The sequence below is a fragment of the Peribacillus sp. 05N428 genome, from assembly GCF_056397085.1.
Genome location: NZ_JBFTMS010000003.1, coordinates 1 through 20,731, shown reverse-complemented (window position 1 = coordinate 20,731; position 20,731 = coordinate 1). Strand labels below are relative to the sequence as shown.

The window sequence follows — 20,731 nt, the reverse complement described above, 5'->3', positions numbered from 1 at the left end:
AACTTAGAAGCTCAACGAAAAGGGGGAACAACCGATGATTAACCGTATGACGGGAAAAGTGCTCATATCCCTAAGCTTGCTCATATATATTGCTGGATGTTCGAAGACACCCCCTATTTCTGACACGAATGATCCGATAAAGAGTAAAACGGAACAATCATATGGGGTCAGTTCTTCAAATCCGATCGCAATAGATGTCGGTATGGATATATTGGAAAACGGCGGAACGGCCGCTGATGCCGCCATTGCGGTATCGTATGTGTTAGGTGTAGTCGAACCTTATGGATCTGGCGTGGGAGGCGGCGGCGGTATGCTGATTGCCCCGGAATCCGGCGAACCCGAATTTATCGATTATCGTGAATCCTCCCCAGAAGACCCAAGTTCAAGACACGATACAGGGATTCCTGGCTTAGTGGCCGGCATGCAGGTCATCAGTGATAAGTATGGGAGCGTACCAATGGCAGATCTTCTTCAGCCGGCGATAGATTTGGCTGAAGAAGGATTTGAAGTCGACGAATCGTTATCATCACGCTTAGACGCGGCCCAGCCAAGGATATCCTCCGATGCGACTTCACTTTTTTATCCTGATGGTGATGCCATTGAACCAGGCAAAACCCTCGTCCAGGAAAGACTTGCTGAAACATTGAAGGAGATCCAGCAGGAAGGTCCTGATGGTTTTTATAAAGGGGAAATTGCGCGGGATATTAAAAGGGAATCAGATATCGACTTGAAGGATTTAAAGCGCTATGAGGTGAAAGAACGGAAACCGGTCCAAGGAACATTTGCCGGTTATGATGTTTTTACCGCCCCTCCGCCCTTTTCAGGAATTACCGTTCTTGAAATGTTAAAGCTAGCCGAGGAAATGAACCTAGGTGATTCTTCAAGCAAATCAGCTTATATGAAAGTCTTGGGGGGCATCACGGATACCGCTTATCAAGATCGGACCGTCCATGTTGGAGATGGAATAAGTCACTCCAAGGCGGAAAAATTGCTCTCCCCCATTCACTTGGATAATCTTAAAAATAAGATAAAAAGTGAAAAATGGGAAGATAAAGAACCGAATGATTCCGAAGAACATGAAAGTACGACACACTTTGTGATAATGGACAAAAATGGCACTGTCGTTTCCACAACAAATACGCTCAGTAACTTTTTCGGATCTGGGGATTATACAAATGGATTTTTCCTTAACGATCAATTGAAAAATTTCAGGTCCGGCTTGAACTCTCAAGAGGCATATAAACGGTCAAGAACTTTCACCGCTCCGACCATTCTCAAGAAACCTGGGCGCGAATCGATCGGGATCGGCTCACCAGGCGGGAATAGGATTCCGCAAGTATTGATGCAGGTTCTTTATTCTTATACAGAAAATGAAGGCTCATTACAGGATATCGTCGATCGTAATCGGTTCGTCTTTGATGGAAAGAAGATTTATACAGAATCCAGGCTTTCGGATGAAACCATATCCGACTTGGAAGATTCAGGATACGAAGTCATTCAGAAGATTTCCCCCATGTATTATGGCGGGGTTCAAGGACTCGTTAAAAACGAGAAAAATGGACAAATATCCGGAGCTGGAGATAAAAGAAGAAACGGAAGCTGGAAAGCTCAGCATTAAACAGGCAATCCAGCCCCTCCTTTTCTAAATATCATAAGAATTTTAGCGTTGTATAAGGGGATTTTGAATATGAATATCGTAAAAAAAATAACAAGCTGGGTAATACCCGTCCTTCTTGTAACAGCCCTGCTTGTAACAATGAATACGTTTAAACGGACAGAAACGTTAACACCCGACGAGCAAAAGAAAATAGAACAATATACAACAGTCGAAAAATAAAAAAAGCTGGGGCATCCCCGCTTTTTTTATTTTTGCCGTCAACGGGTATGGAAGATCAGATACACTACAGATACGGAGGATTACCATGATTGAAAATAGCTATACCGATTTTTTTGAACTGCAGGAAAATGAACAAGAATACCTTGATTACCGCATCATCGTTCATCACAGGAATCCTGATATTGCAGTTCTAGCCATCCATGGCGGGAATATCGAACCAGGTACGAGCGAAGTTGCAGCCGCACTTGGAGAGAAACTTTGTGCAAGTACCTATCTATTCGAAGGCCTAAAATCAAGGGGCAACCAGGTCCTCCATATAACATCCCGCTTATTCAATGAACCGAGCGGCGTTTCGATGGCAGCGAATGCTCAGACCACCCTTTCGATCCATGGCCACTACGACGTACATCATGCGCTGGTTTACATTGGCGGAAAGAACGAATCATATAAGAACCTTATCCAGCAATGCCTCAACAAAGCTGGATTTCAAACTGATCATGCACCGCAGCACCTTTCTGGCATGAATGGAAACAACATCACCAACACATCCAAAACGGGTGCAGGCGTGCAATTGGAACTTTCCACAAAGCTCAGAAAAAGCTTTTTCAAAGGTGATGACTTTACCAGTAAGAACAGGGCCAATCACTGTAATCTTCTTAAACGGTTCATTACTGCCATTGAAAAAGCGACTCATGAATATAAACAGGTTGAATGACCTTCTTAGTCCATGAGGCTTTCAACTTGACCGAAGCTTTCGAATTTCTCGGCAAAATAACCTGACGAAAGGTTGGAAATATGAACGCCTGCGTTTTCCGTTGTATGGAGAAAACGTCCATCACCCAGATAAATACCTACATGGGTCACACCTAGCCTTGTTCCTGTGTCGCTAAAAAATACTAAATCCCCTGCCTTTGGATTATCGATTTTGGGCACCAATGAAAAGTAATCCTCTGCGGAACCTCGTTTTACCGAAATGCCCTGCTCTTTCATGACCCAATAAATGAAGCCGCTGCAATCCATTCCAGTCATTGGATCTTCTCCCCCGAAAACATAGGTGAATCCGCGTAAAGTGTATGCATACTTGATGACATCATATGCCTTATCATATGCAGCCTCCCGGTTTACGTAAAACGGATATAACGGGTTGCTGTATAGTTGAAGATACTGCCCTTGCATCAACTCATCGGTATTTAAAGCGTTACGACTTTTGATCGTACTCATGGAAATACTGTAATTCTCCGATATACTTTTAAGCGTTTCTCCCGTTTGGACGATATGCTCTCCTTTAGGCGTATATGTTTTGTACGCCACTTGGTATTTTGCAAAGTAATCTTCTGTAGTGGATCTCACCTGAACCGTTTCGGCACCATATCCAGAATTGACAAATTGGTTATTGCCGACATAAATACCCGCAGTCACCACTTTTAAGCTGTCTTTTTCCAGAAAGAATATTATATCCCCAGTTTTCGGAGTGGCTGTATCCATCCCTTGCTTATAAAAACCATCTACTGTCAAACGATCAACCGGCACATTTTGCCGGGAAAGCACCCAATGAATCAATCCGCTCGAATCGAATCCTTTTTCAGGCGTCTCCTCTCCAGCTGTCTTTTTAAACCCTATGAAAGATCTCGCATATTTCGCAATATTTTTTCCTCTCTCCGACCATTGATAGATGGAAGGAGTATACGCCGTTTGAATGATTGTCAACTTTTGGCCCGCAAATAACTTATCATCCGGTAAACCATTCGTCTTCATCAATTGTTCAGCCGATATATCATATGTCTTGGCAATCGATTCCACCGTTTCGCCAGAGATTACAGTATGCACAGGATCTGCAGCCTCGGCCTTTAAACCAGGTAAAAAAGTGAAACTAACCATGAATACCAATGTCAGTATCATACAGCTTATTTTTCCATTAAACATTTTAACCTTCCTTTATATGCTGAAATATTTATATATTTACGATGTTCATGTAAATCCCATCATATGAATCTTCTATCCTATCATCCACTCAATCAGATGCACCTTAATGCTTACAACAATAATATTATCGGTAAAAATAATGAAACCTTTAGCCTATTTTTTACAAAAAACCAACAGTCGGATTCAATAAAACACCATAAAAGTAAATCATTATTCCTATATCTCATCGAAAAAAGTTGGAAATCGAAGAATTCCTAGAGGATTTTGTTTATCTTGGCAGTATGGGTAAAGGTAGATTAGAGAAATCCCGGTCATGATAAAGTCGTGCATATACGGCTTGCCCTATTTATGATGAGGATGACGAAATAGGAGTGAACACTTTGATAAAAATGGAAGATATGCAGCATAGTTTTGGAAGGGAAACGTATTTGAGGTTTTGCATGAGAACAAACGGAAATTGATTACGAAGGCGATGGATTATTGATCAGGAACCCAAATCCATTGGTATCATCTTGCAGAAGTAAATAAGGGGAAAGCTAAATGGCATTCCCCTCTCGTTACTATAAATCTATCGCATAATAAATTTGTGCAAGCTTCTAATATCCGTGCCGACTTGTCCGATTCCTATATATTATTCCCCTTTGTAAAAAAAGCATGGATACTTGACCCGATCCTCTAAATTGTACTTTTGTACTTCTATTGATTTTGTCCACCATAGAGAGATGTCCCCGCGATTCACCTTTCAGAATGATGAAATGGCAATCTAACAAAAAAGGATACCACTGTAATGGCCTCCCTTTTTGCAATACTTGTTATTCCCTACTTCTCTATCTGGAATTCCCCTAGCGTCTGCTCCAAATCATTTATTAACTGTGTAAGCTGCTGTGTATATTGAGCAAGTTCATTGGAAGAAGCAGCTTGTTCCTCCATGGATGATGCAATTTCTTCTGATGAAGCTGTCGTTTGCTGTGATACGGCGGTGATTTCTTCTATCACTTTAATAACCGTTTCTTTTTGTTGATTGATGCTTTCAATGGATTGTGTTTCTTCCTGAATCGAATTGGATATTTTCCCGACGGAATCTTCCAGCTCTTTCATGGCTTCACTTACCGTGTTCACGGCATTTTTCTGATCCTTGCTGATTTGATTCGTTTCATTTGTCGTTTTCAGCAATTCCTCTGTATCTGACAGAATGCTTTGGATGATTGCTTGAATATTTTTTGTAGCTTCTTTTGAATCATCAGCCAAGCTCCTTACTTCATTCGCCACGACAGCAAAACCTTTGCCGGACTCACCTGCCCTTGCAGCTTCTATAGATGCATTCAAAGATAATAAATTGGTTTGTTCCGATATTTTCGAAATGGCATTCGTGACATCTGAAATGGTTTTTGATTTTTCCACAAGTCTTAAGCTCATGCTGGTGACTGCAGAGAACGCCACTTCTAATTTATGGTATGACGCTTCCAAACCACTTACCTGTTGTTTCCCTGACTCTATTTTTTCAGATGCAAGTTCCAATACGGACTGGTTTCCCTTGATTTTTTTGATAACCCATCGATTTCTCCACTAAGGACCTGGATCGTACCCGCACCGTGCTCCACCTGTTCAGATTGATTCGAAGCACCCGCTGCAATCTCTTCTATCGCGCGTGAAACATCTGTAATGGCCGCACTATTTTCAGCAGCTATTTGGCTTAAGCCGGCATTGGCATTTGTCACCGATTCCGCATTGCCGTTTACCTTCTCAACCAATCTTCTTAATTTCCCTAGCATCGAGTTATAGCTTTTGCTCAAGTCCCCAATCTCATCATTGGATTTAATGGCAAATTCGGTCACTAAATCCCCACTCGCCGTCTTTTCTATGATTTTTTGGAAGTCGGCCATGATTTTCGTTAACTTTCCTGCTAGATAAAGAGCACATACCATCCCGAATAAAAGACCTAAAATACCTGATACCAGTACGATTCTAGTAATGTCACCTAGCTTGGATTGCAGTATTTTGTCTGGTGTGAGCGCCAACACCTTCCAGTTCACTTCAGGGACCGTACTCCATTCACCTGTGTAATCTTCACCATCCAACGTCAAGGATTGGTTCGCTTTTCCGCCCCCATTATACATGTCGGCCACCCACTTGAACTCTGAACTGAATCGGTCAGTGTCCGTAATGAAATCCTCCACACCTTCTTCCAAGCCGCTTTTGTCAGGATTCATATTCTTCCCGTCCATTCCTTCATGAATGAACTCACGATAAACCCTTGTGAATCCAATATCACCAGATTGCTAGTGGAATCTTTTTCGATGGTTGACCTCATTTTCCCGATTGTCGCAAGGTCGATATCATAACCCAGGGCCCCTGCCATTTTCCCATCCGATAAAACGGGCGTGACAACGGAAGTCATGATCATTCCCGAACCTCCATCTTTATACACATCCATCCATTTCGTTTCTGGTCTTTCGGTCAGCTGCGTATAAGTCTTTGTCTCCCTGGCATCCTGATTGAAATCCATTTGGGGAGAAGCATACAAGGAACCATCCGATCCATCCATATAATAAACGGAAATTAAATCCTCATTGTTCTTTTGAAAAGCCTCTAACGTTTTTTGAATATCCTTGATTGAATCACCATTCTTGATCTGATTGGAAACCAGCTGTGATAATTGCTCTAGCGAATTTTCATACGTGGCCATGCTCAAATTGATTTGTGCCGCTGCATTTTGGGCCGAGCTTTCGTTGATGGACGTACTATCTTCTTTAAAAATGGAAGTCACCTTTACCCCCATTATCGAAACGGATACGACTATCGCGAGAAAAACGGTTGTACATATAAATAGTAACCATTTTATCCGGAGCGATATCCTTCTCTTTACTTTTTCTTTCTTGTCAATCGATGAACTTCTCATCAATAGTTTCCCCCTTTATTTGGCCTGCAAATGCCCTTATGTGTGAAAACAAAGATTCAATCTATGCTCAAAATGGATCCTTCCTAAATTACGATCACTTACTTTATTTTTCCACATAAACATACTATATACCTATCAATCCCTTATCAATCACCAATAACGGATAAAATTAATAGGTCTAAAGTTCGCATTCCATTTTCAAATAAAAAAACCCTTGGATTGTATAGAATCCAAGGGTTTCACATAGGGGATATTAAGTCAGCAATTAAACGCGATTTAGCGTAATGCTGCGGCTAAGCTTTCTCCGAATTCTTTTGCGCCATCCGGACCATCACCCGTTATGATGTCACCATGCGCAACGACATGCTGTTTTACATATTCAGCGGAATTGGCTTTCAATTCGTCAATTTGAACATCAACTGGGTAACAAGCAGCTTTACGTCCAGAAAGTAAACCTGTTTTCGCTACAGTGACAGAACCTGCACAAATTCCCGTTACAAGAACTTTTTGTTCATGCGCTTGTTTCAAAAAACTTTGCAGTTCTTGGTTGCCCCATAGATGATCATTCGTACCTGATCCCCCAATTACTGCGATTGCATCATAATCACTTGCTGAAACTTCAGAAAAGATCACCTCTGCCAAAGCCTTGCCTTGATAGTCACCAGTTATTTCTCCTGTTTTCGTACTGGCTATCGTCACTGCCACCCCTGCATTTTCCAATACTTCCTTCGGCTGAAATAATTCATCTTCATTAAAACGTTCTGGTGGTATAATTAGTAATGCTTTTTTACTCATATATATTGCCTCCTGAATTGAATTGTCTGATGACACTCAAATTGTAACGCTCGTAATCGGCGCTGTGAAGAATGCACTTTTATGTGCGGAGGTTACCTTAAGGTTACTGGTAAAATAAAAAAGGAGCTAATGTCCATGTCAGAAACATTAAGAGATGAAATCAAAGAAAAGATCTTAAACGGCTATTATAATTGCGAAAAAGAACTTACTTTATCCATATTCAGCGGCAAATGGAAAATCGTCATTCTATGGCATTTAGGTGTAGAAGGCCCACACAGATTCAGTGAACTACAACGGCTTTTCCCGAAAATATCCCATAAAATCTTAACGAATCAGTTACGTGAACTAATGGAAGACGGCATCGTCCATCGGGAGGTATATCCCGAGATCCCTCCAAAAGTCGAATATTCCATGACTGAACTTGGAATGACCTTGCTGCCGATCGTTGAAATGATGTATGAATGGGGAAAAAACAGGATGAATGAAATTAAACAAGAAATGCATGTCAGTGAAAATGATGGGAATAAATAATGCATTCGTGACCCGAAAAGCAAAGCCCATTGTAAAATGTGAGCGTTGCCTCCAGACACTCGCTTTCCAAGGGCCGGGACCCCACTAGTGCATACTACTATGAAGGCTTGGCAGGCAGTCGGCGGAAAGGGAGCGGATTTCTGAAGTCAACTGGAACATTTATTAAGAAAAAACTGTAGGCTAGTCTCATCCCCAATATTCTTAAGACTAGATTATTCTTCATGTTTTTTTTCCTATACCCTTAATCGATTGAAGAAATTTGCGACACTCCTGCCGAATAACTGGCTAGACGAGACACCGCAGACGCTTGCGTCGAGGAGGCTTGGCAGACTGTCGGCGGAAAGGGAGCGGATTTCTGAAATCAACTGGAACATTTATTAAATAAAGGTTAATTTAAATAATATTGTTATTTTTTAGTCAAATAAATGAGACCTTCTCTTATCAGGGGTCTCATAATCATTTTAATTTTTAAAATTACTCGTACTTACATAGCTTTGGAACTACAAAATCGGGAAAAGTCTTGATTATTTTTTTATATGTTGCGAAATTCGATTGACTTGAGATAACCGCAATGTTATCTCCATCATAGCCAATCCAAAAAATACTTACATCGACTTCTACTTTAACCACTACTGTTCCCGCAATTTTCCCTTCCCAATTTCCTTTCCATTCTCTTTGTTCTACACTAAATACATCTTTGTTTGTGGACCATAAAACTAAATCATTCCCACTACCAAGAGTAATATAGAAAGAGAAAATCTCCTTAAACTGCTTTTCATTCTGGATTTCAGTAACAACGTATCGGTTAGTTAAGTATCTATAACTGATATTGAATTCCTTGCAATTATGTTCAAACTCATCTTTCCAATAAGAAGAAACCTCAGCACAAAAATAAAGTGGAAATGCTTTAATATTCCTCATCCACAATGGCAGGAAATTTTCATCACATTCTGGTAGATAAAAGCCATCCATTGAGAAAACATATGGTGTAGTGCCTTCTATTGCAAACGGAAAAAAACCTCCAGCATCAGGATTTGAGTCATAATATCTCTTCGGGAAATAGCCAACTTCTATATTCAATTTTCCGCCCCCTTAGTTCCAATGTATTCATTTATTAAGGTTGATAATCTTTAACTCTTTATAAGTAACATCTGTCTTGAAAAGACAACTTTCTACTATCATACTACTTATTGAAATGTTATCACTTCGATGTTTAATCATATCCAAGAAATGAAACCAACTCAAATAATGGAGTAGGTATTTTGTTGCTACTCCATTAAGTCGTTGTATCCAACCTTTCAATAGAATGTGATAATTATTAACATTTTGGATATGATAAATCCCTCTACACGTTCTGCACCGTCTGATTTAAAAAAGTAGTGTTCCAATCCTTTGTTTCTTGCCTAGGTGGAAAATGCCCTCCAAGCATCGGTGCAAAGTGTATTGTCCGACGACAATTCATTGCCGATAGCGATGTTGTTCCACAGTCAGAATTATTTAACATAGCTTAAATAAAAAACTAGACCGACATTAGAATATCTCGGTCTAGTGAATTCGAAGCTGATTCTTTTCATGAAAAGGAAAGGTGATAACTCATTTACTTTTTACCCGGCTTGGTGAATTGCTGACCAATTGCACCTATTATTAAAATGATGATCGAAATGAGACTGTAGTCCTTGAAAAAGGTCGTAAATGGAATTTCCAGAAACAAGAACGCCATCGTAATCAATCGTCCTATAAGAAGAATCATTCCGATAACTACCATCCAATTAAATAATTTCCCCAAAAAACCCATCTTTTCCTCCTTCCCCAATCAAATGATGACTTTCATGGTATCATCTTTCTACAAGAATAAATATCCGGCATGCTGAAAATCCTTCAGCCTGGCATGTCGTTCCGTGCCCCATTACTCGGAGGCATCTTTGGAGATAGGTTTTCCGGCTTCGATCAACACTTTGCTGCCCAGCAGGAAAAAACCTTGAATGAACAGCAATATACCAGTTCCTATAAGGAGCCATTCTATTTTAATGATGTCGGATATCGGTCCGAATACAAGCATCCCCAGGGGCATCATGGAAGTCGAGATCATTCCTAAAACACCAAATACCCTCCCAAGAAGATCACCCTCGATTTTCTCCTGTAACAAGACCATGGACGGCGTATTAAAAATGGGCATCGCCAATCCCACTACCCCCATGATGATCAAGTAAATCCAGAAAACGGGGATGATTCCAAGAGCGAAAGTACAGGCACCGATTATAAGGCTTGCAAGTGTCATCGTATGGATCTTGTTTTTAAAGCCTCCCCAGGAAGCCATGAAAATCCCGCCTAGCATCATACCGATGGCAAAGGTGATTTCTATCGCAGTCAACCGCCAAACATCATTCCCGAAAGAGCGTGTGACTTGAAGCGGTGTTAGGAATGCAACTGGTGCGGCAAGCACGAAGAAAAATGCGAAAAACATAAAGAACTTCTTAAGAAAGTCGTGATTCCTGATATAACTGAAGCCTTCTTGCAAATCGGTGAAATAGCTGGTTGTTTGCTTTTTTAATGCCTTCGCATGTGCTGGAATTTTCAAAAAGGCCAGCAATGTGAAGATGGCAATTGCAGCTGTAATCACATCAATGAAGAAAATGGTTTCGATTGAAGCCATCGTAAGCAGCGCGCCGCTCACCATGGGGGAAACGAGCATCACTAGCGCTTGAATGCTTCCATTTGTCCCGTTCACCTTCGTAAGCTTATCCTCTGGCACAAGCTGCGGGAGAATGGCCCCGACTGCAGGAGTCTGGATCCCAGTTCCGATTGCGCGGACAGCGGACATGACGAAAAGCAGCCAAAGCTCATCGTAGCCGATTAAAAACAAGATGGCCAATACGAGCGTTGAAATGGCAATCAAAGAATCCGAAAGAATGATCAGTATCTTCCGATTATAGCGGTCTGCCCATACCCCCGCGATTGGGGAGAGTATGAAGGTGGGCACGAAACCACAAACGATGGATATCGTCATCATGACACCCGACTGTGTATTCAATGTGATATACCACATGATGGCATACTGGACCAAGGACGAGCCAAAGAGGGATATCGTCTGACTGCCTAGAAAAAGAGTGATATTCTTTTTCCAATTGTCCTTTACTTGTTCATTTAATGATTTCATCTCTTAAACACCTCATTCTATTTTCAATATTTGTTCTTAATGCCCTAAAAAAAACACAGGCTATTTGCCTGTGTTTAGAGTAAATGGATCAGAACCTATCTAAAGAAACCTGAGAGGATGACTATTTTCACGATAAAAAATCAATCTCCCACTGGCCTTCGGTTTGGTCAATACAATGAAGAATCTTAGATCTATCCAAAATGACCCTTGGATAGGTAATGTAATTCTCCCTTTATACAAATTCTTCCATTTTAAATTCAACTGGAATCGTGAAAACCTATGATCACAAAGGTTGCCCCGGCTACAGCTGGACACAAAAAAAGAGGTTGGGTCTCTTTTTTCTTAATGCGTAAAATGAAGGTTTCCTTAAAAATAGACAGACCATTCCCATTTACCCTGCGGACGGCAGAGCTCTTGAACGTATTCAATTAACGGTTCAAAGATTGGAAACGCAGTCTGATATATGTCACAAGGAAAACCTCCATTTCTTAAAAGTTAAAGTCATCTTAACATGGAGCCAACTGGAATATCAACAAGAAACTTCCTTCATGGCAGAAGCATCACTTCGGCTTTGGCCGAAATTCATCATTCCGCTTCCTTATGTATCCTGCTGCCTGTCACACATCCATTATCCATCCATTCGTTTGACGGCAGCCGTATATTCCTTATGCCATTTTTCCCATTCATCCATTGGGAAGTCCTGATGGTGTCCATCAAGTAAATCACTAAACATATCAAGGCAAATATGCCAGCCTGCCAAATCTTTTGATGTATGATCATTAACTGGCGTAATGGATTCTTTCAATACCAATGAGCATCCATCCTTTTCAGGGGATACCTCGAAACGAACCCAGCCGTCCCCCCATTCAAAATCTAAAACGGCAGATTTCCGGAAGTCCCTGATCTTCATATCAAAAGATTTCCCTGACCCATCATTGAAATTGAATTTTATCGTCCCATCTTTTCGGAGGTCCTTCATTTCCAGGTTGGACATCCACTTTTCCAACTTATCATTCTCCGTTAAAGCACCCCATACCTTTTCAACCGAATGATTGAGCAGGCGATCGAATCTTGCGATAATCCCATTACCATCTTTTTCGATTGAAGCTTGCACTTGGATTCCCCCCATTCAATTCGTTACCCGAGATTATTTTTATAATAAAAAATGGTCGGTTGGAATTCACCATTTGCAGATTTCGCATATTCAGGAATCCTGCCTGCCTGAATATATCCCAATGAGGTATACAGGAGATTTGAAGGATCTCCATCCCTCGTATCCAGGACCAATAATGTCCGCCCTTCCTGTTTGGCCTTCTTCTCAGCCTCTAGCATGAGTGAACGTCCTATGCCATTTCTTCTATAACCAGTATGCGTCATTAATTTTGCGATTTCCGCTCGATGGCCGCCATTTTGTTTTGAACATAAATGTAACTGTACACTCCCGACAATCTTACCCTGTAACTTAGCGACCAACAGAATCACATCAGGATTCATGGCACTACCCCAGTAATCAATGGCGTCAGACTGTTTCATGGGTGGTAAAAAACCGATGGACGCACCATCATCCACCACTTGCACCAAAAGGTCGGACAGTTCATTAAGATGATCTTCGATTGATGTTATTTGTTCGATTTTCACATCGGCGTTCACAGTAATCACACCTTTCTCAGTCATATTCACCATCCCTGGCGCTTTGATAAAGTAGTAATGTGAGCCAGATGATGGCGTCCGTGCCATGCATAAATTCCTATATTTTCACCGACTGTCACCTCTCCTGAATCAGGATGGATGAATGTTCTGCTCAGGTCGTCTGCATGAAGCCCAGATAAAAGTTTGCCCATGCGGATATGTACAGCTTCGATTAGTGATAGAGAAACTTCAACCGGCAAATCAGAATCAGGCAGCTCTGCCCATTTCCCCTCCTCATACGGTTTAATGACAGGATTTTCTTCCGTAAGGGCCAATTTGAAGCGAATATACGCATTCATATGACTATCCGCAACATGATGCACCACTTGGCGGACCGTCCATCCTCCAGGACGATAAGCCGTATCAAGCTGTTCATCATCCATGTTTCCTACCGCTTCCCGCAGGATCTGAGGCAAGGCTTCAATCTCGTTGAGCCACCCTTCGGCTACACCACTAGTAATTTCCCCGTCAAACTGAAACTTCCCAATCGGGTATCTTAAATCCATCTTCATTCCCCCTTGATGTTCAATAAAAATAGCATCTATATATATTCTTTATCGATTAAGACAAATCCTTTTTCCGGCATACTTTGCTTTGCTCTACTGCTCATCACTAAATATCAGGAAATTTAATCCATATCATTAGCGCGTATACTATTTCCTCATTTAGCAATCATAAACAAATGAATGGCATTTTGCATCAATCCAATCTTTAAACAATGGAAATGGAAATGGGGATAGGATCATCTTGAAGAAAATTAGTTCGATACAAACCCTGAGCATCTTCTTTTTATCAATCGGCCTTCTTAATCACGTTATTTTGATTCCATTCCTCCTATCCACCGGCGGAAGGGATGCTTGGTTTTTTTCTATCATTACGATTGGGTTGATCCCGATTTGGGTCTACATATTATCGAGGATAATCAAGAATATGAATAATCAATCCCTGACGGATTGGCTTGAAAATAGATTTGGAAAACCTATTAAAAATATCGCTTTATTCTTTATAGTGCTCTACCTGATCAGCCTTGTTTTGGCGACTACAAAGGAAACGATAGATTGGATCACTACAAGCTTTCTTTTTGAAACCCCAAGTTTAGCGATTATCATTCCGTTTACACTGCTATGTATCTTCCTTGCCCATTCAGGTATGCGCTCCATTGCCATTTGCTCTTCTGTATTATTGCCCATAGTCATCATTCTTGGCATTTTCGTCGCGACCGGAAATATGCCGACAAAAGACTACAGCCACCTCCTTCCCCTTTTCGAGAATGGCTATTTTCATGGCGTTAAGAGCTTTCTATATACTGGTTATGGCCTTGCCGAACTGATTTTACTGGCTTTCTTTCAGGAAAATATTTCTGATAAGATCAGTCGGAAAGTATTGGTTTCCATATGCCTCGGATTAGTGTTTCTACTTCTCGGCCCATTAACAGCTGCACTCGCTGAATTCGGGCCGACCTTAGCCGAAGCCATGAGGTATCCTGCCTATGAACAGTGGCGGCTGCTGACTATTGGAAAATATATCGAACATACAGATTTCTTTTCCATTTATCAATGGCTTGCTGGGGCCTATATTCGTGTTTCACTGGCTTTATTCTTAATAACTGAAGTCTTTAATAAAAAAACGAACCAAATGAAGCTGGGAATTCTCTTCGCTGTAGGCTTTCTTATGGTGATCGTCTCCATCGTTCCCTACAGTAATTTCAAGTTCTTGCATATAACCCAAACCTTTTACTACCCTGGTGCTCTTTATTTCCTGATACTTTTGTCCGCCTTTTTGTTTATCGGCACTTTCATTAGTTCTAAGGAGGGTAAAAAACATGAGAATGAAACGATCCAAAAATGAGCCAACCCTCCCTGAATTAAGGGAGGAGACATTTCGAGAGTTATTCAGTTCAAGCTCAGATATCTTATTTGACAAGATTTATATCGGAGAAACCGAAAGGCCCATTCCAATCCTTATTTTTTACTGCTCGGGTATGGCTGATATCAGTTTACTGAACGAAGGAATTTTAGAAAAGTTAAATAAAATGATGCAATTGGATGAGAGAATAGATGCAGAAAAGGTTATCAACAAGCTAAAACCATTGGTGGATTTGACGAAAGTGACCATTGATAGTGAATTCATTAGTGTCCAACAGCAGATTTTCTCCGGGAATGCTCTATTGTTCATACCGCTAACACAAGATTTATTTTCCATTAATTTGTCCAAAGTTCCGAACCGGCAGCCTGAGGAGTCCTCCTTCGAGGTCTCGGTAAGGGGGCCAAGAGATGGATTTGTCGAAGATTTATCCATGAATACAGCCTTAATCAGAAAGCGGCTAAAAACCAAATCGCTTGCCTATGAAGACTTTATCGTTGGCAGGCGCAGTCAAACGAAAGTCGCACTAATGTACATGGATGACATCATCGATAAAGAACTTGTTAAAAATGTAAGATCGAAAATCAACTCCCTTGATATTGATATTTTGGTGAGCAGCCAACAATTGGAGGAATTGATCACTAACAGTAAATTTAGTATATTTCCACTCACTCATTATACGAGTCGCCCCGATTTTGTAGTCGAAGCACTCAATCAAGGAAGATTCATTCTAATCGTGGACGGTATGCCAACGATAATCGTGGCCCCTTCTACTTTACTATTGCAAATAAAAACCGCAGAAGATTCGAATCTTCCTTTTCTATTTGTAAGCCTTGAGCGACTTCTTCGCTTTATGGGGCTTGGCATTACCGTTTTATTGCCGGGGTTTTGGATATCGATTTCCGCTTTCAATATTGAACAGGTGCCGTTCCCGTTACTAGCCACGATAACCCTTTCAAGGCTGGGACTTCCCTTATCTGCCACGATGGAATTCATTCTCATGCTCATTTTATTTGAATTATTCCGTGAATCCGGAGTCAGGTTACCTAAAGCGGTTGGGCAGACAGTTGCCGTTGTAGGAGGTCTCATTGTCGGTGATGCTGCAATTAGGGCAGGACTGACCTCGCAAACCATGCTTGTGGTCACCGCCGTAACCTCTGTTGCATCTTATACACTTGTAAACCAGTCTTTAACAGGTGCCGTTACCGTTCTGCGAATGTTTGTGCTGTTACTAAGCTGCATTTATGGAATCTATGGCTTGATAATCGGTTTCCTTTCCATTGTCACATTACTATCCAGGCTTGATTCATTCGGTCTTCCATATATTGGAGGAATGAACCCGCTAAGGATCACAAAAATACTGGATTCATTCATAAAGAGGCCATGGAATTCCATCAGTAAACGATCTTTGGCAGCTGATGATAAGACGAGAAAGGGGCAGTAAGGCATGTTCCGCATCTGTAAAATTTGGTTGACCCTACATTTAATCCTATTACTTTCAGGCTGTTGGGATGAAAAAACGATCCAGGACTTTCATTATATAACAGCCATCGGGATAGATTTCCAAGATGGGGAATACATAGTTTATACGCAACTTGTAGACTTCGCTGCGGTAGCTAAAACGGAGGCAAAGCCGACGCAAGCGCCTCCCGTATATGTAGGGAAACAAAAAGGACGGTCCATTTCGATCGCCATCAATAAACTAATGCGCAATACTCAACAGTCTCTCTATATAGGGCATGTATCCACATTTGTAATCAGTGAAAATGTTTTGAATCGGCAAAGAGCAGAAATAGTGGATTATATATACAGAAACCAATTACTCAGATACTCAGCCAATATCTTTGGCACAAAAAGTTCCATGGAACAGCTTTTCTCCAATAACGGCTTTTTTAATTTATCACCTTTATACACGACATTATATTTTCCGGATGATGTATACCGGATTAGATCATTCATCCAACCCATTACTGTCCAAAGGTATTATTCTGCCCAGCGGGAAAAAGCATCTACAACCATTTTACCCTCGATTTCCTGGAACGATAAAGTTTGGAAGGAAAAAGATAAAAATCGAAAAAGCCTCTATATGGATGGAGCATTTGTCATTTACTATAAAGTGTCCCAGCCCTGGTTCTCTGAAAAAGAACTGAGCGGTTTACGCTGGCTCACTAAAAGGACCAACAAAACTCCAGTGAACATTACCATAAATAAGCAAGACATCTATGCCTCTTTCTCCCATCCGAATCATAAAGTAAAACCTGTTCTCAAGGATGGAAAGTACAAATTCGATATTGAAATTGACGTATCCGGCAAAATACTGGGGCTTGATACCCAAATCGATATCGAGAAAATAAAACGTAAATTCGAAAGCCAAATAAAAAAAGAAATCCTATCAACGTTTCATATAGGGCTCCAAAAGAACGCAGACCCTTTAAACTTAGGCAACACCCTTTATATCAAAGAAACAAAATACTGGCAAAAGAATCATATGAACGAGCCGAAGGATTATTTAGATAAGGATTCAATACATGATATAAACGTAAAGGTACATATCCTTAACACAGGCGGATTAGAAGATAAGCCACTCGAGTAAAGTTGGCTTATCTCACAAGTATTTGCTCCAATTTCACGAGTAAATCACCTAAACTCACGAGTAAACGCCTATATATCGTGAGGCTGCTGCCGCATTCTATGGATAAACGCTGATATCTCATGAGTTTGCTGCTCATTTCGGGTTTAACAGCCCTCTACATGATGAAAAAATCAGGATGGTGCCTTTTTGAGCTCCATCCTGATTTTTGGGGCTGGAAAATGTGGTCCGGAATTTGGCGGATAGCATGGTTAAATGGTAAATTTAGAGTATTCTAACATTTGGGGGTCCATTTATGAGCATACAGAAGGCTACATTACATGAGCTGGAATCACTGACGGAACTTTTTGATTTATACAGGGTGTTTTATGAGCAAACCTCTGATCCTGGTCGTGCAAGGGAGTTTTTAAGGGAAAGGCTGACACATGGGGAGTCTGTGGTTTTTATGGCGTTTGATGAAGGAAATCCAATTGGTTTTGTACAATTATATCCTTCTTTTTCTTCTGTGAGTATGATGCGGTCATGGGTATTGAATGATTTATTCGTGAAGGAGTCCGCCCGTAAAAAGGGATTTGGCGAGGAGTTATTGAACGCGGCCATCGCTTTTGCACGTGAAACAGGTGCTAAAGGGGTTTCACTGGAGACAGGCAAGGATAATGTGAAAGCACAGAGACTTTATGAAAAGATTGGTTTCTCCCGTGAATCGAACCATTTTTATTATTTCACCATTTAATATAAAAAAGTGTAGGGAAAACCTTCCCTACACTTGGATGCTATTTATCTAGTATATTAATTATTTAGCAGTTTCCATGCTGGCTTGAATTTCTTTGATTAGAAGTTCGGCACCTTCTGGGCTAAGTATTAATTTACCGTCAGCAAGTTTCATATTGTCATCTGAAACGTCACCTGTAACCTGACAAGTCATGTTTGGTTTATATTTTTGAAGGATGATGCGCTCTTGTTCTACATAAATCTCCAGAGCGTCTTTCTCATTAATTCCTAATGTTCGGCGCAGTTCAATTGGAATGACTACCCGCCCTAATTCGTCAACTTTACGTACAATACCTGTAGATTTCATTTAATTTACCCCACTAACTTTCTTGCGAATGTTGCATTTATACATTTCGTCACCATTCGACATTATTTGCACTTCTATTAAGATACCACTACCTACCATATTCGTCAATTCTCGTATCTTCATATACTATCTGCCTCTATATGATTTTTATATAAAATATTAGTAATTCCTCCATAATACGCTTCACGACAACGTTTATCGCTTCTTGCTTTGGTATATATTTCTAATTTGAATTCAAAAATGGAAACGCCTTCATTCAATTCCAACAAGCTTTCTTTTCATTTCATGTCGAATCATGAAGAATGAATTTCATTAGCTTAAAAGAATCCTGTTGATTTTCTTTTGCTTTTGAAGGACAATTTAAATTGATCGCTTATAATATTTAGAAAATTCATTCTGCTTTCATTCCTGAAAAATTTTTCAGAAAGCCGAAACGATTGCCATCCTTCCAGAGTCTTACTGACTCATAAAACAGATTGAGGTGAGTCAATTGCGTCCGATTATATTAGGTATTTGTTCTGCTTTCTTTTTTGCATTTACGTTTGTTTTGAATCAGGCCATGGAGCTGTCTGGCGGAAGTTGGATTTGGAGTGCTTCGCTGCGTTATATCTTTATGGTGCCCTTTCTGTTGTGTATCGTATGGAGCAGAAAAAACCTGCGTCCCCTTTTACAAGTGATGAGAGAAAAGCCGGGTCCTTGGCTGCTTTGGAGTTTTGTCGGATTTGGGTTATTTTATGCTCCTTTATGCTTTGCGTCCGCCTACTCACCTGGCTGGCTGATCGCCGGCACTTGGCAAATCACGATCATTTCGGGTGCGCTGCTTGCGCCGCTGTTTTTTGAAAATGTCCAAACGAAAGATGGGATCGAAAGGCAAAGGGGAAGGGTTTCTGTGAAAGGCCTCCTCATGTCCATGATCATTCTGCTTGGGATCATCCTGATGCAACTGGAACATACCAAACACATTTCAATGGCCAATCTTTGGCTGGGAGTGATTCCAATCGTCATCGCCTCATTTGCATACCCTTTGGGAAATCGCAAAATGATGGAAGTATCCGAAGGCCGTCTGGATGCTTATCAGCGGGTTTTGGGAATGACTTTGGCGAGTCTGCCATTCTGGTTTTTGCTTTCCTTGTACGGTTTCTTTACAGTAGGTGCACCGACGAAGATGCAGAGTTTCCAATCCCTTTTGGTGGCACTATTTTCTGGAGTCATTGCCACGGTCCTTTTTTTCATGGCGACCGATTTGGTACGCGGAAATATGCAGAAATTAGCTTCAGTTGAAGCAACACAATCGATGGAGGTCCTTTTTGCCCTTGCTGGCGAATTACTATTCCTATCTTTACCGATTCCTTCTCCGTTATCGTGGTTCGGCATCTTTATCGTCATCATGGGAATGATCCTGCATAGCTATGTATCTCATAAAAAAGAAGGTCCATCCCCGAAACGGACAGTGAATGCCTAAATAGCAAGCAAAAAAAGCCCCGGATAAGACTTCGGGGCTTTTTTGAGCTGAAAACAGAAGCGGACTACGTTCTTTTTTCCATTGACAGGTCATGATAAATTGATGATTTTTCAGAGTGGCAAAAAGCTCACCATTCAAGTATCCACAGTAATGCCTCTATACGTAAGCTGGTTCTTTTCCTCTATTCTTTTCATGGTTGAAGATCTTCTTAAATGAGCATCTATTCTTGCCATTACTTCTTCAATATCAAATGGCTTCGTAATGAAATCATCTGCCCCAGCGCGCAATCCATTTATTTTCGTTTGCTGTTCTCCTTTTGCGGATATAATCAAAACAGGGACATGATGATGCTCCCTAATTTTACGAAGAAATTCCTCCCCGTCCATTCCTGGCAGCATTAAATCCAACAACACCATATCCCATTTCTTTTTCTCCACGTACAATATTGCTTCCGTCCCTGAAAATGCCGGCTGAGGGACATATCCACTTTTTTTCATCATATTGCAAAGCAATCCGCTAATATCATTATCATCTTCAACAATTAAAATATGTACCTGCTTCTCCATAAGAGCCACCTACTTTCCCTCTTTAATCTATTTCTAATATTAGCATTCTTTGTTAAGATCCGAAAAATTGACCTGAAACCCCGCAAATTCTTAGCCGATTACACTACCTATCTATCCCTTCATTATTTGTTGATTTCCACTCTAGGCGCTCGCCCCGCAGGAGTCTCGACCTTACGCTGCGTTATTTAAATAAAAGGCTGTTTTCACATACTTTGTTGCTATTTACCAGGTAGTGAGTTGTGGTTGATTTCCCCTCCAGATGCTCGCTTTCCGCGGGGCGGGCGGTGAGCCTCCTCGGCGTAAACGCCTGTGGGGTCTCACCTGTCCCGCTGCTCCCGCAG

Annotated in this window: 22 protein-coding genes and 1 pseudogene; 9 read left to right on the top strand and 14 right to left on the bottom strand. The window is 41.0% G+C overall.

Annotated features, from left to right (window positions below; all coding sequences use genetic code 11):
* Positions 1–34 precede the first annotated feature (34 nt).
* The 3 genes from AC1DIV_RS03380 (at position 35) to AC1DIV_RS03370 (ending at position 2,552) form a co-directional block, all read left to right on the top strand.
* Complete coding sequence (locus tag AC1DIV_RS03380) at positions 35–1,618, top strand: gamma-glutamyltransferase family protein (RefSeq protein WP_477575738.1); 1,584 nt, start codon at positions 35–37, stop codon at positions 1,616–1,618.
* Between the two features lie 69 nt (positions 1,619–1,687).
* Positions 1,688–1,837: a CapE family protein gene (locus AC1DIV_RS03375; protein WP_318290448.1), complete on the top strand. Its 150-nt coding sequence runs from the start codon at positions 1,688–1,690 to the stop codon at positions 1,835–1,837.
* Between the two features lie 85 nt (positions 1,838–1,922).
* Complete coding sequence (locus AC1DIV_RS03370) at positions 1,923–2,552, top strand: poly-gamma-glutamate hydrolase family protein (protein ID WP_477575736.1); 630 nt, start codon at positions 1,923–1,925, stop codon at positions 2,550–2,552.
* 5 nt (positions 2,553–2,557) lie between these two features.
* On the opposite strand, the gene AC1DIV_RS03365 is transcribed toward AC1DIV_RS03370, so the two are convergent.
* From AC1DIV_RS03365 to AC1DIV_RS03345, 5 genes are all read right to left on the bottom strand, one after another.
* Positions 2,558–3,760 (bottom strand): C40 family peptidase, encoded by a 1,203-nt coding sequence (locus AC1DIV_RS03365; RefSeq protein ID WP_477575734.1) that lies wholly within the window; start codon positions 3,758–3,760, stop codon positions 2,558–2,560.
* Positions 3,761–4,579: 819 nt separating this feature from the next.
* On the bottom strand, positions 4,580–5,278 hold the full coding sequence (locus AC1DIV_RS03360) for a methyl-accepting chemotaxis protein (protein ID WP_477575732.1): 699 nt from the start codon (positions 5,276–5,278) through the stop codon (positions 4,580–4,582).
* Positions 5,254–5,970 (bottom strand): HAMP domain-containing protein, encoded by a 717-nt coding sequence (locus tag AC1DIV_RS03355; RefSeq protein ID WP_477575730.1) that lies wholly within the window; start codon positions 5,968–5,970, stop codon positions 5,254–5,256. The genes AC1DIV_RS03360 and AC1DIV_RS03355 overlap by 25 nt, the downstream gene beginning before the upstream one ends.
* Entirely contained in the window at positions 5,967–6,659 is a 693-nt protein-coding gene (locus AC1DIV_RS03350) for a cache domain-containing protein (protein ID WP_477575885.1), read from the bottom strand. The genes AC1DIV_RS03355 and AC1DIV_RS03350 overlap by 4 nt, the downstream gene beginning before the upstream one ends.
* A gap of 276 nt (positions 6,660–6,935) precedes the next feature.
* A complete protein-coding gene (locus AC1DIV_RS03345) occupies positions 6,936–7,454 on the bottom strand; it encodes a DJ-1/PfpI family protein (protein WP_048687548.1) in 519 nt (172 codons plus the stop codon).
* A 135-nt stretch (positions 7,455–7,589) separates the two neighbouring features.
* Between AC1DIV_RS03345 and AC1DIV_RS03340 the strand changes: the two genes are divergently transcribed.
* Complete coding sequence (locus AC1DIV_RS03340) at positions 7,590–7,985, top strand: winged helix-turn-helix transcriptional regulator (RefSeq protein ID WP_048687547.1); 396 nt, start codon at positions 7,590–7,592, stop codon at positions 7,983–7,985.
* Between the two features lie 474 nt (positions 7,986–8,459).
* Here the strand turns inward: AC1DIV_RS03340 and AC1DIV_RS03335 are convergent, their stop codons facing one another.
* The 7 genes and pseudogenes from AC1DIV_RS03335 to AC1DIV_RS03305 all read right to left on the bottom strand — a co-directional run bounded on the left by AC1DIV_RS03335 (position 8,460) and on the right by AC1DIV_RS03305 (position 13,337).
* Complete coding sequence (locus AC1DIV_RS03335) at positions 8,460–9,065, bottom strand: hypothetical protein (protein ID WP_477575728.1); 606 nt, start codon at positions 9,063–9,065, stop codon at positions 8,460–8,462.
* Positions 9,066–9,092: 27 nt separating this feature from the next.
* Positions 9,093–9,457, bottom strand: a pseudogene (locus AC1DIV_RS03330) (IS1595 family transposase); the annotation flags it as partial.
* A gap of 125 nt (positions 9,458–9,582) precedes the next feature.
* A complete protein-coding gene (locus AC1DIV_RS03325) occupies positions 9,583–9,780 on the bottom strand; it encodes a hypothetical protein (protein ID WP_048686936.1) in 198 nt (65 codons plus the stop codon).
* Positions 9,781–9,891: 111 nt separating this feature from the next.
* The gene (locus tag AC1DIV_RS03320) at positions 9,892–11,142 is read right to left on the bottom strand and encodes an MFS transporter (protein ID WP_477575727.1); all 1,251 of its coding nucleotides are present in this window, start codon (positions 11,140–11,142) and stop codon (positions 9,892–9,894) included.
* Between the two features lie 628 nt (positions 11,143–11,770).
* Positions 11,771–12,256: an SRPBCC family protein gene (locus AC1DIV_RS03315; protein WP_477575725.1), complete on the bottom strand. Its 486-nt coding sequence runs from the start codon at positions 12,254–12,256 to the stop codon at positions 11,771–11,773.
* Positions 12,257–12,279: 23 nt separating this feature from the next.
* Positions 12,280–12,816, bottom strand: a complete 537-nt coding sequence (locus AC1DIV_RS03310) for a GNAT family N-acetyltransferase (RefSeq protein WP_477575723.1) — start codon at positions 12,814–12,816, stop codon at positions 12,280–12,282.
* Positions 12,817–12,818: 2 nt separating this feature from the next.
* Positions 12,819–13,337, bottom strand: a complete 519-nt coding sequence (locus tag AC1DIV_RS03305; RefSeq protein WP_477575721.1) for a YfiT family bacillithiol transferase — start codon at positions 13,335–13,337, stop codon at positions 12,819–12,821.
* Between the two features lie 241 nt (positions 13,338–13,578).
* Between AC1DIV_RS03305 and AC1DIV_RS03300 the strand changes: the two genes are divergently transcribed.
* From AC1DIV_RS03300 to AC1DIV_RS03285, 4 genes are all read left to right on the top strand, one after another.
* Positions 13,579–14,679: a GerAB/ArcD/ProY family transporter gene (locus AC1DIV_RS03300; protein WP_477575719.1), complete on the top strand. Its 1,101-nt coding sequence runs from the start codon at positions 13,579–13,581 to the stop codon at positions 14,677–14,679.
* Positions 14,654–16,138 carry a spore germination protein gene (locus tag AC1DIV_RS03295; protein ID WP_053087434.1) on the top strand — a complete coding sequence of 495 codons (1,485 nt, stop codon included), beginning with the start codon at positions 14,654–14,656 and terminating at the stop codon, positions 16,136–16,138. Before AC1DIV_RS03300 ends, AC1DIV_RS03295 begins: the two co-directional genes overlap by 26 nt.
* A 3-nt stretch (positions 16,139–16,141) precedes the next feature.
* Positions 16,142–17,287: a Ger(x)C family spore germination protein gene (locus AC1DIV_RS03290; protein WP_477575717.1), complete on the top strand. Its 1,146-nt coding sequence runs from the start codon at positions 16,142–16,144 to the stop codon at positions 17,285–17,287.
* Between the two features lie 292 nt (positions 17,288–17,579).
* A complete protein-coding gene (locus AC1DIV_RS03285; protein WP_072273422.1) occupies positions 17,580–18,017 on the top strand; it encodes a GNAT family N-acetyltransferase in 438 nt (145 codons plus the stop codon).
* Positions 18,018–18,077: 60 nt separating this feature from the next.
* Here the strand turns inward: AC1DIV_RS03285 and AC1DIV_RS03280 are convergent, their stop codons facing one another.
* The gene (locus tag AC1DIV_RS03280) at positions 18,078–18,362 is read right to left on the bottom strand and encodes an AbrB/MazE/SpoVT family DNA-binding domain-containing protein (protein ID WP_048677948.1); all 285 of its coding nucleotides are present in this window, start codon (positions 18,360–18,362) and stop codon (positions 18,078–18,080) included.
* A gap of 490 nt (positions 18,363–18,852) precedes the next feature.
* Here AC1DIV_RS03280 and AC1DIV_RS03275 point away from each other — a divergent pair, with 490 nt between their 5' ends.
* Complete coding sequence (locus AC1DIV_RS03275) at positions 18,853–19,824, top strand: DMT family transporter (RefSeq protein WP_054399921.1); 972 nt, start codon at positions 18,853–18,855, stop codon at positions 19,822–19,824.
* A 134-nt stretch (positions 19,825–19,958) separates the two neighbouring features.
* Here AC1DIV_RS03275 and AC1DIV_RS03270 read toward each other — a convergent pair whose 3' ends face one another.
* Positions 19,959–20,390 (bottom strand): response regulator transcription factor, encoded by a 432-nt coding sequence (locus tag AC1DIV_RS03270; protein WP_477575715.1) that lies wholly within the window; start codon positions 20,388–20,390, stop codon positions 19,959–19,961.
* Positions 20,391–20,731 lie beyond the last annotated feature (341 nt).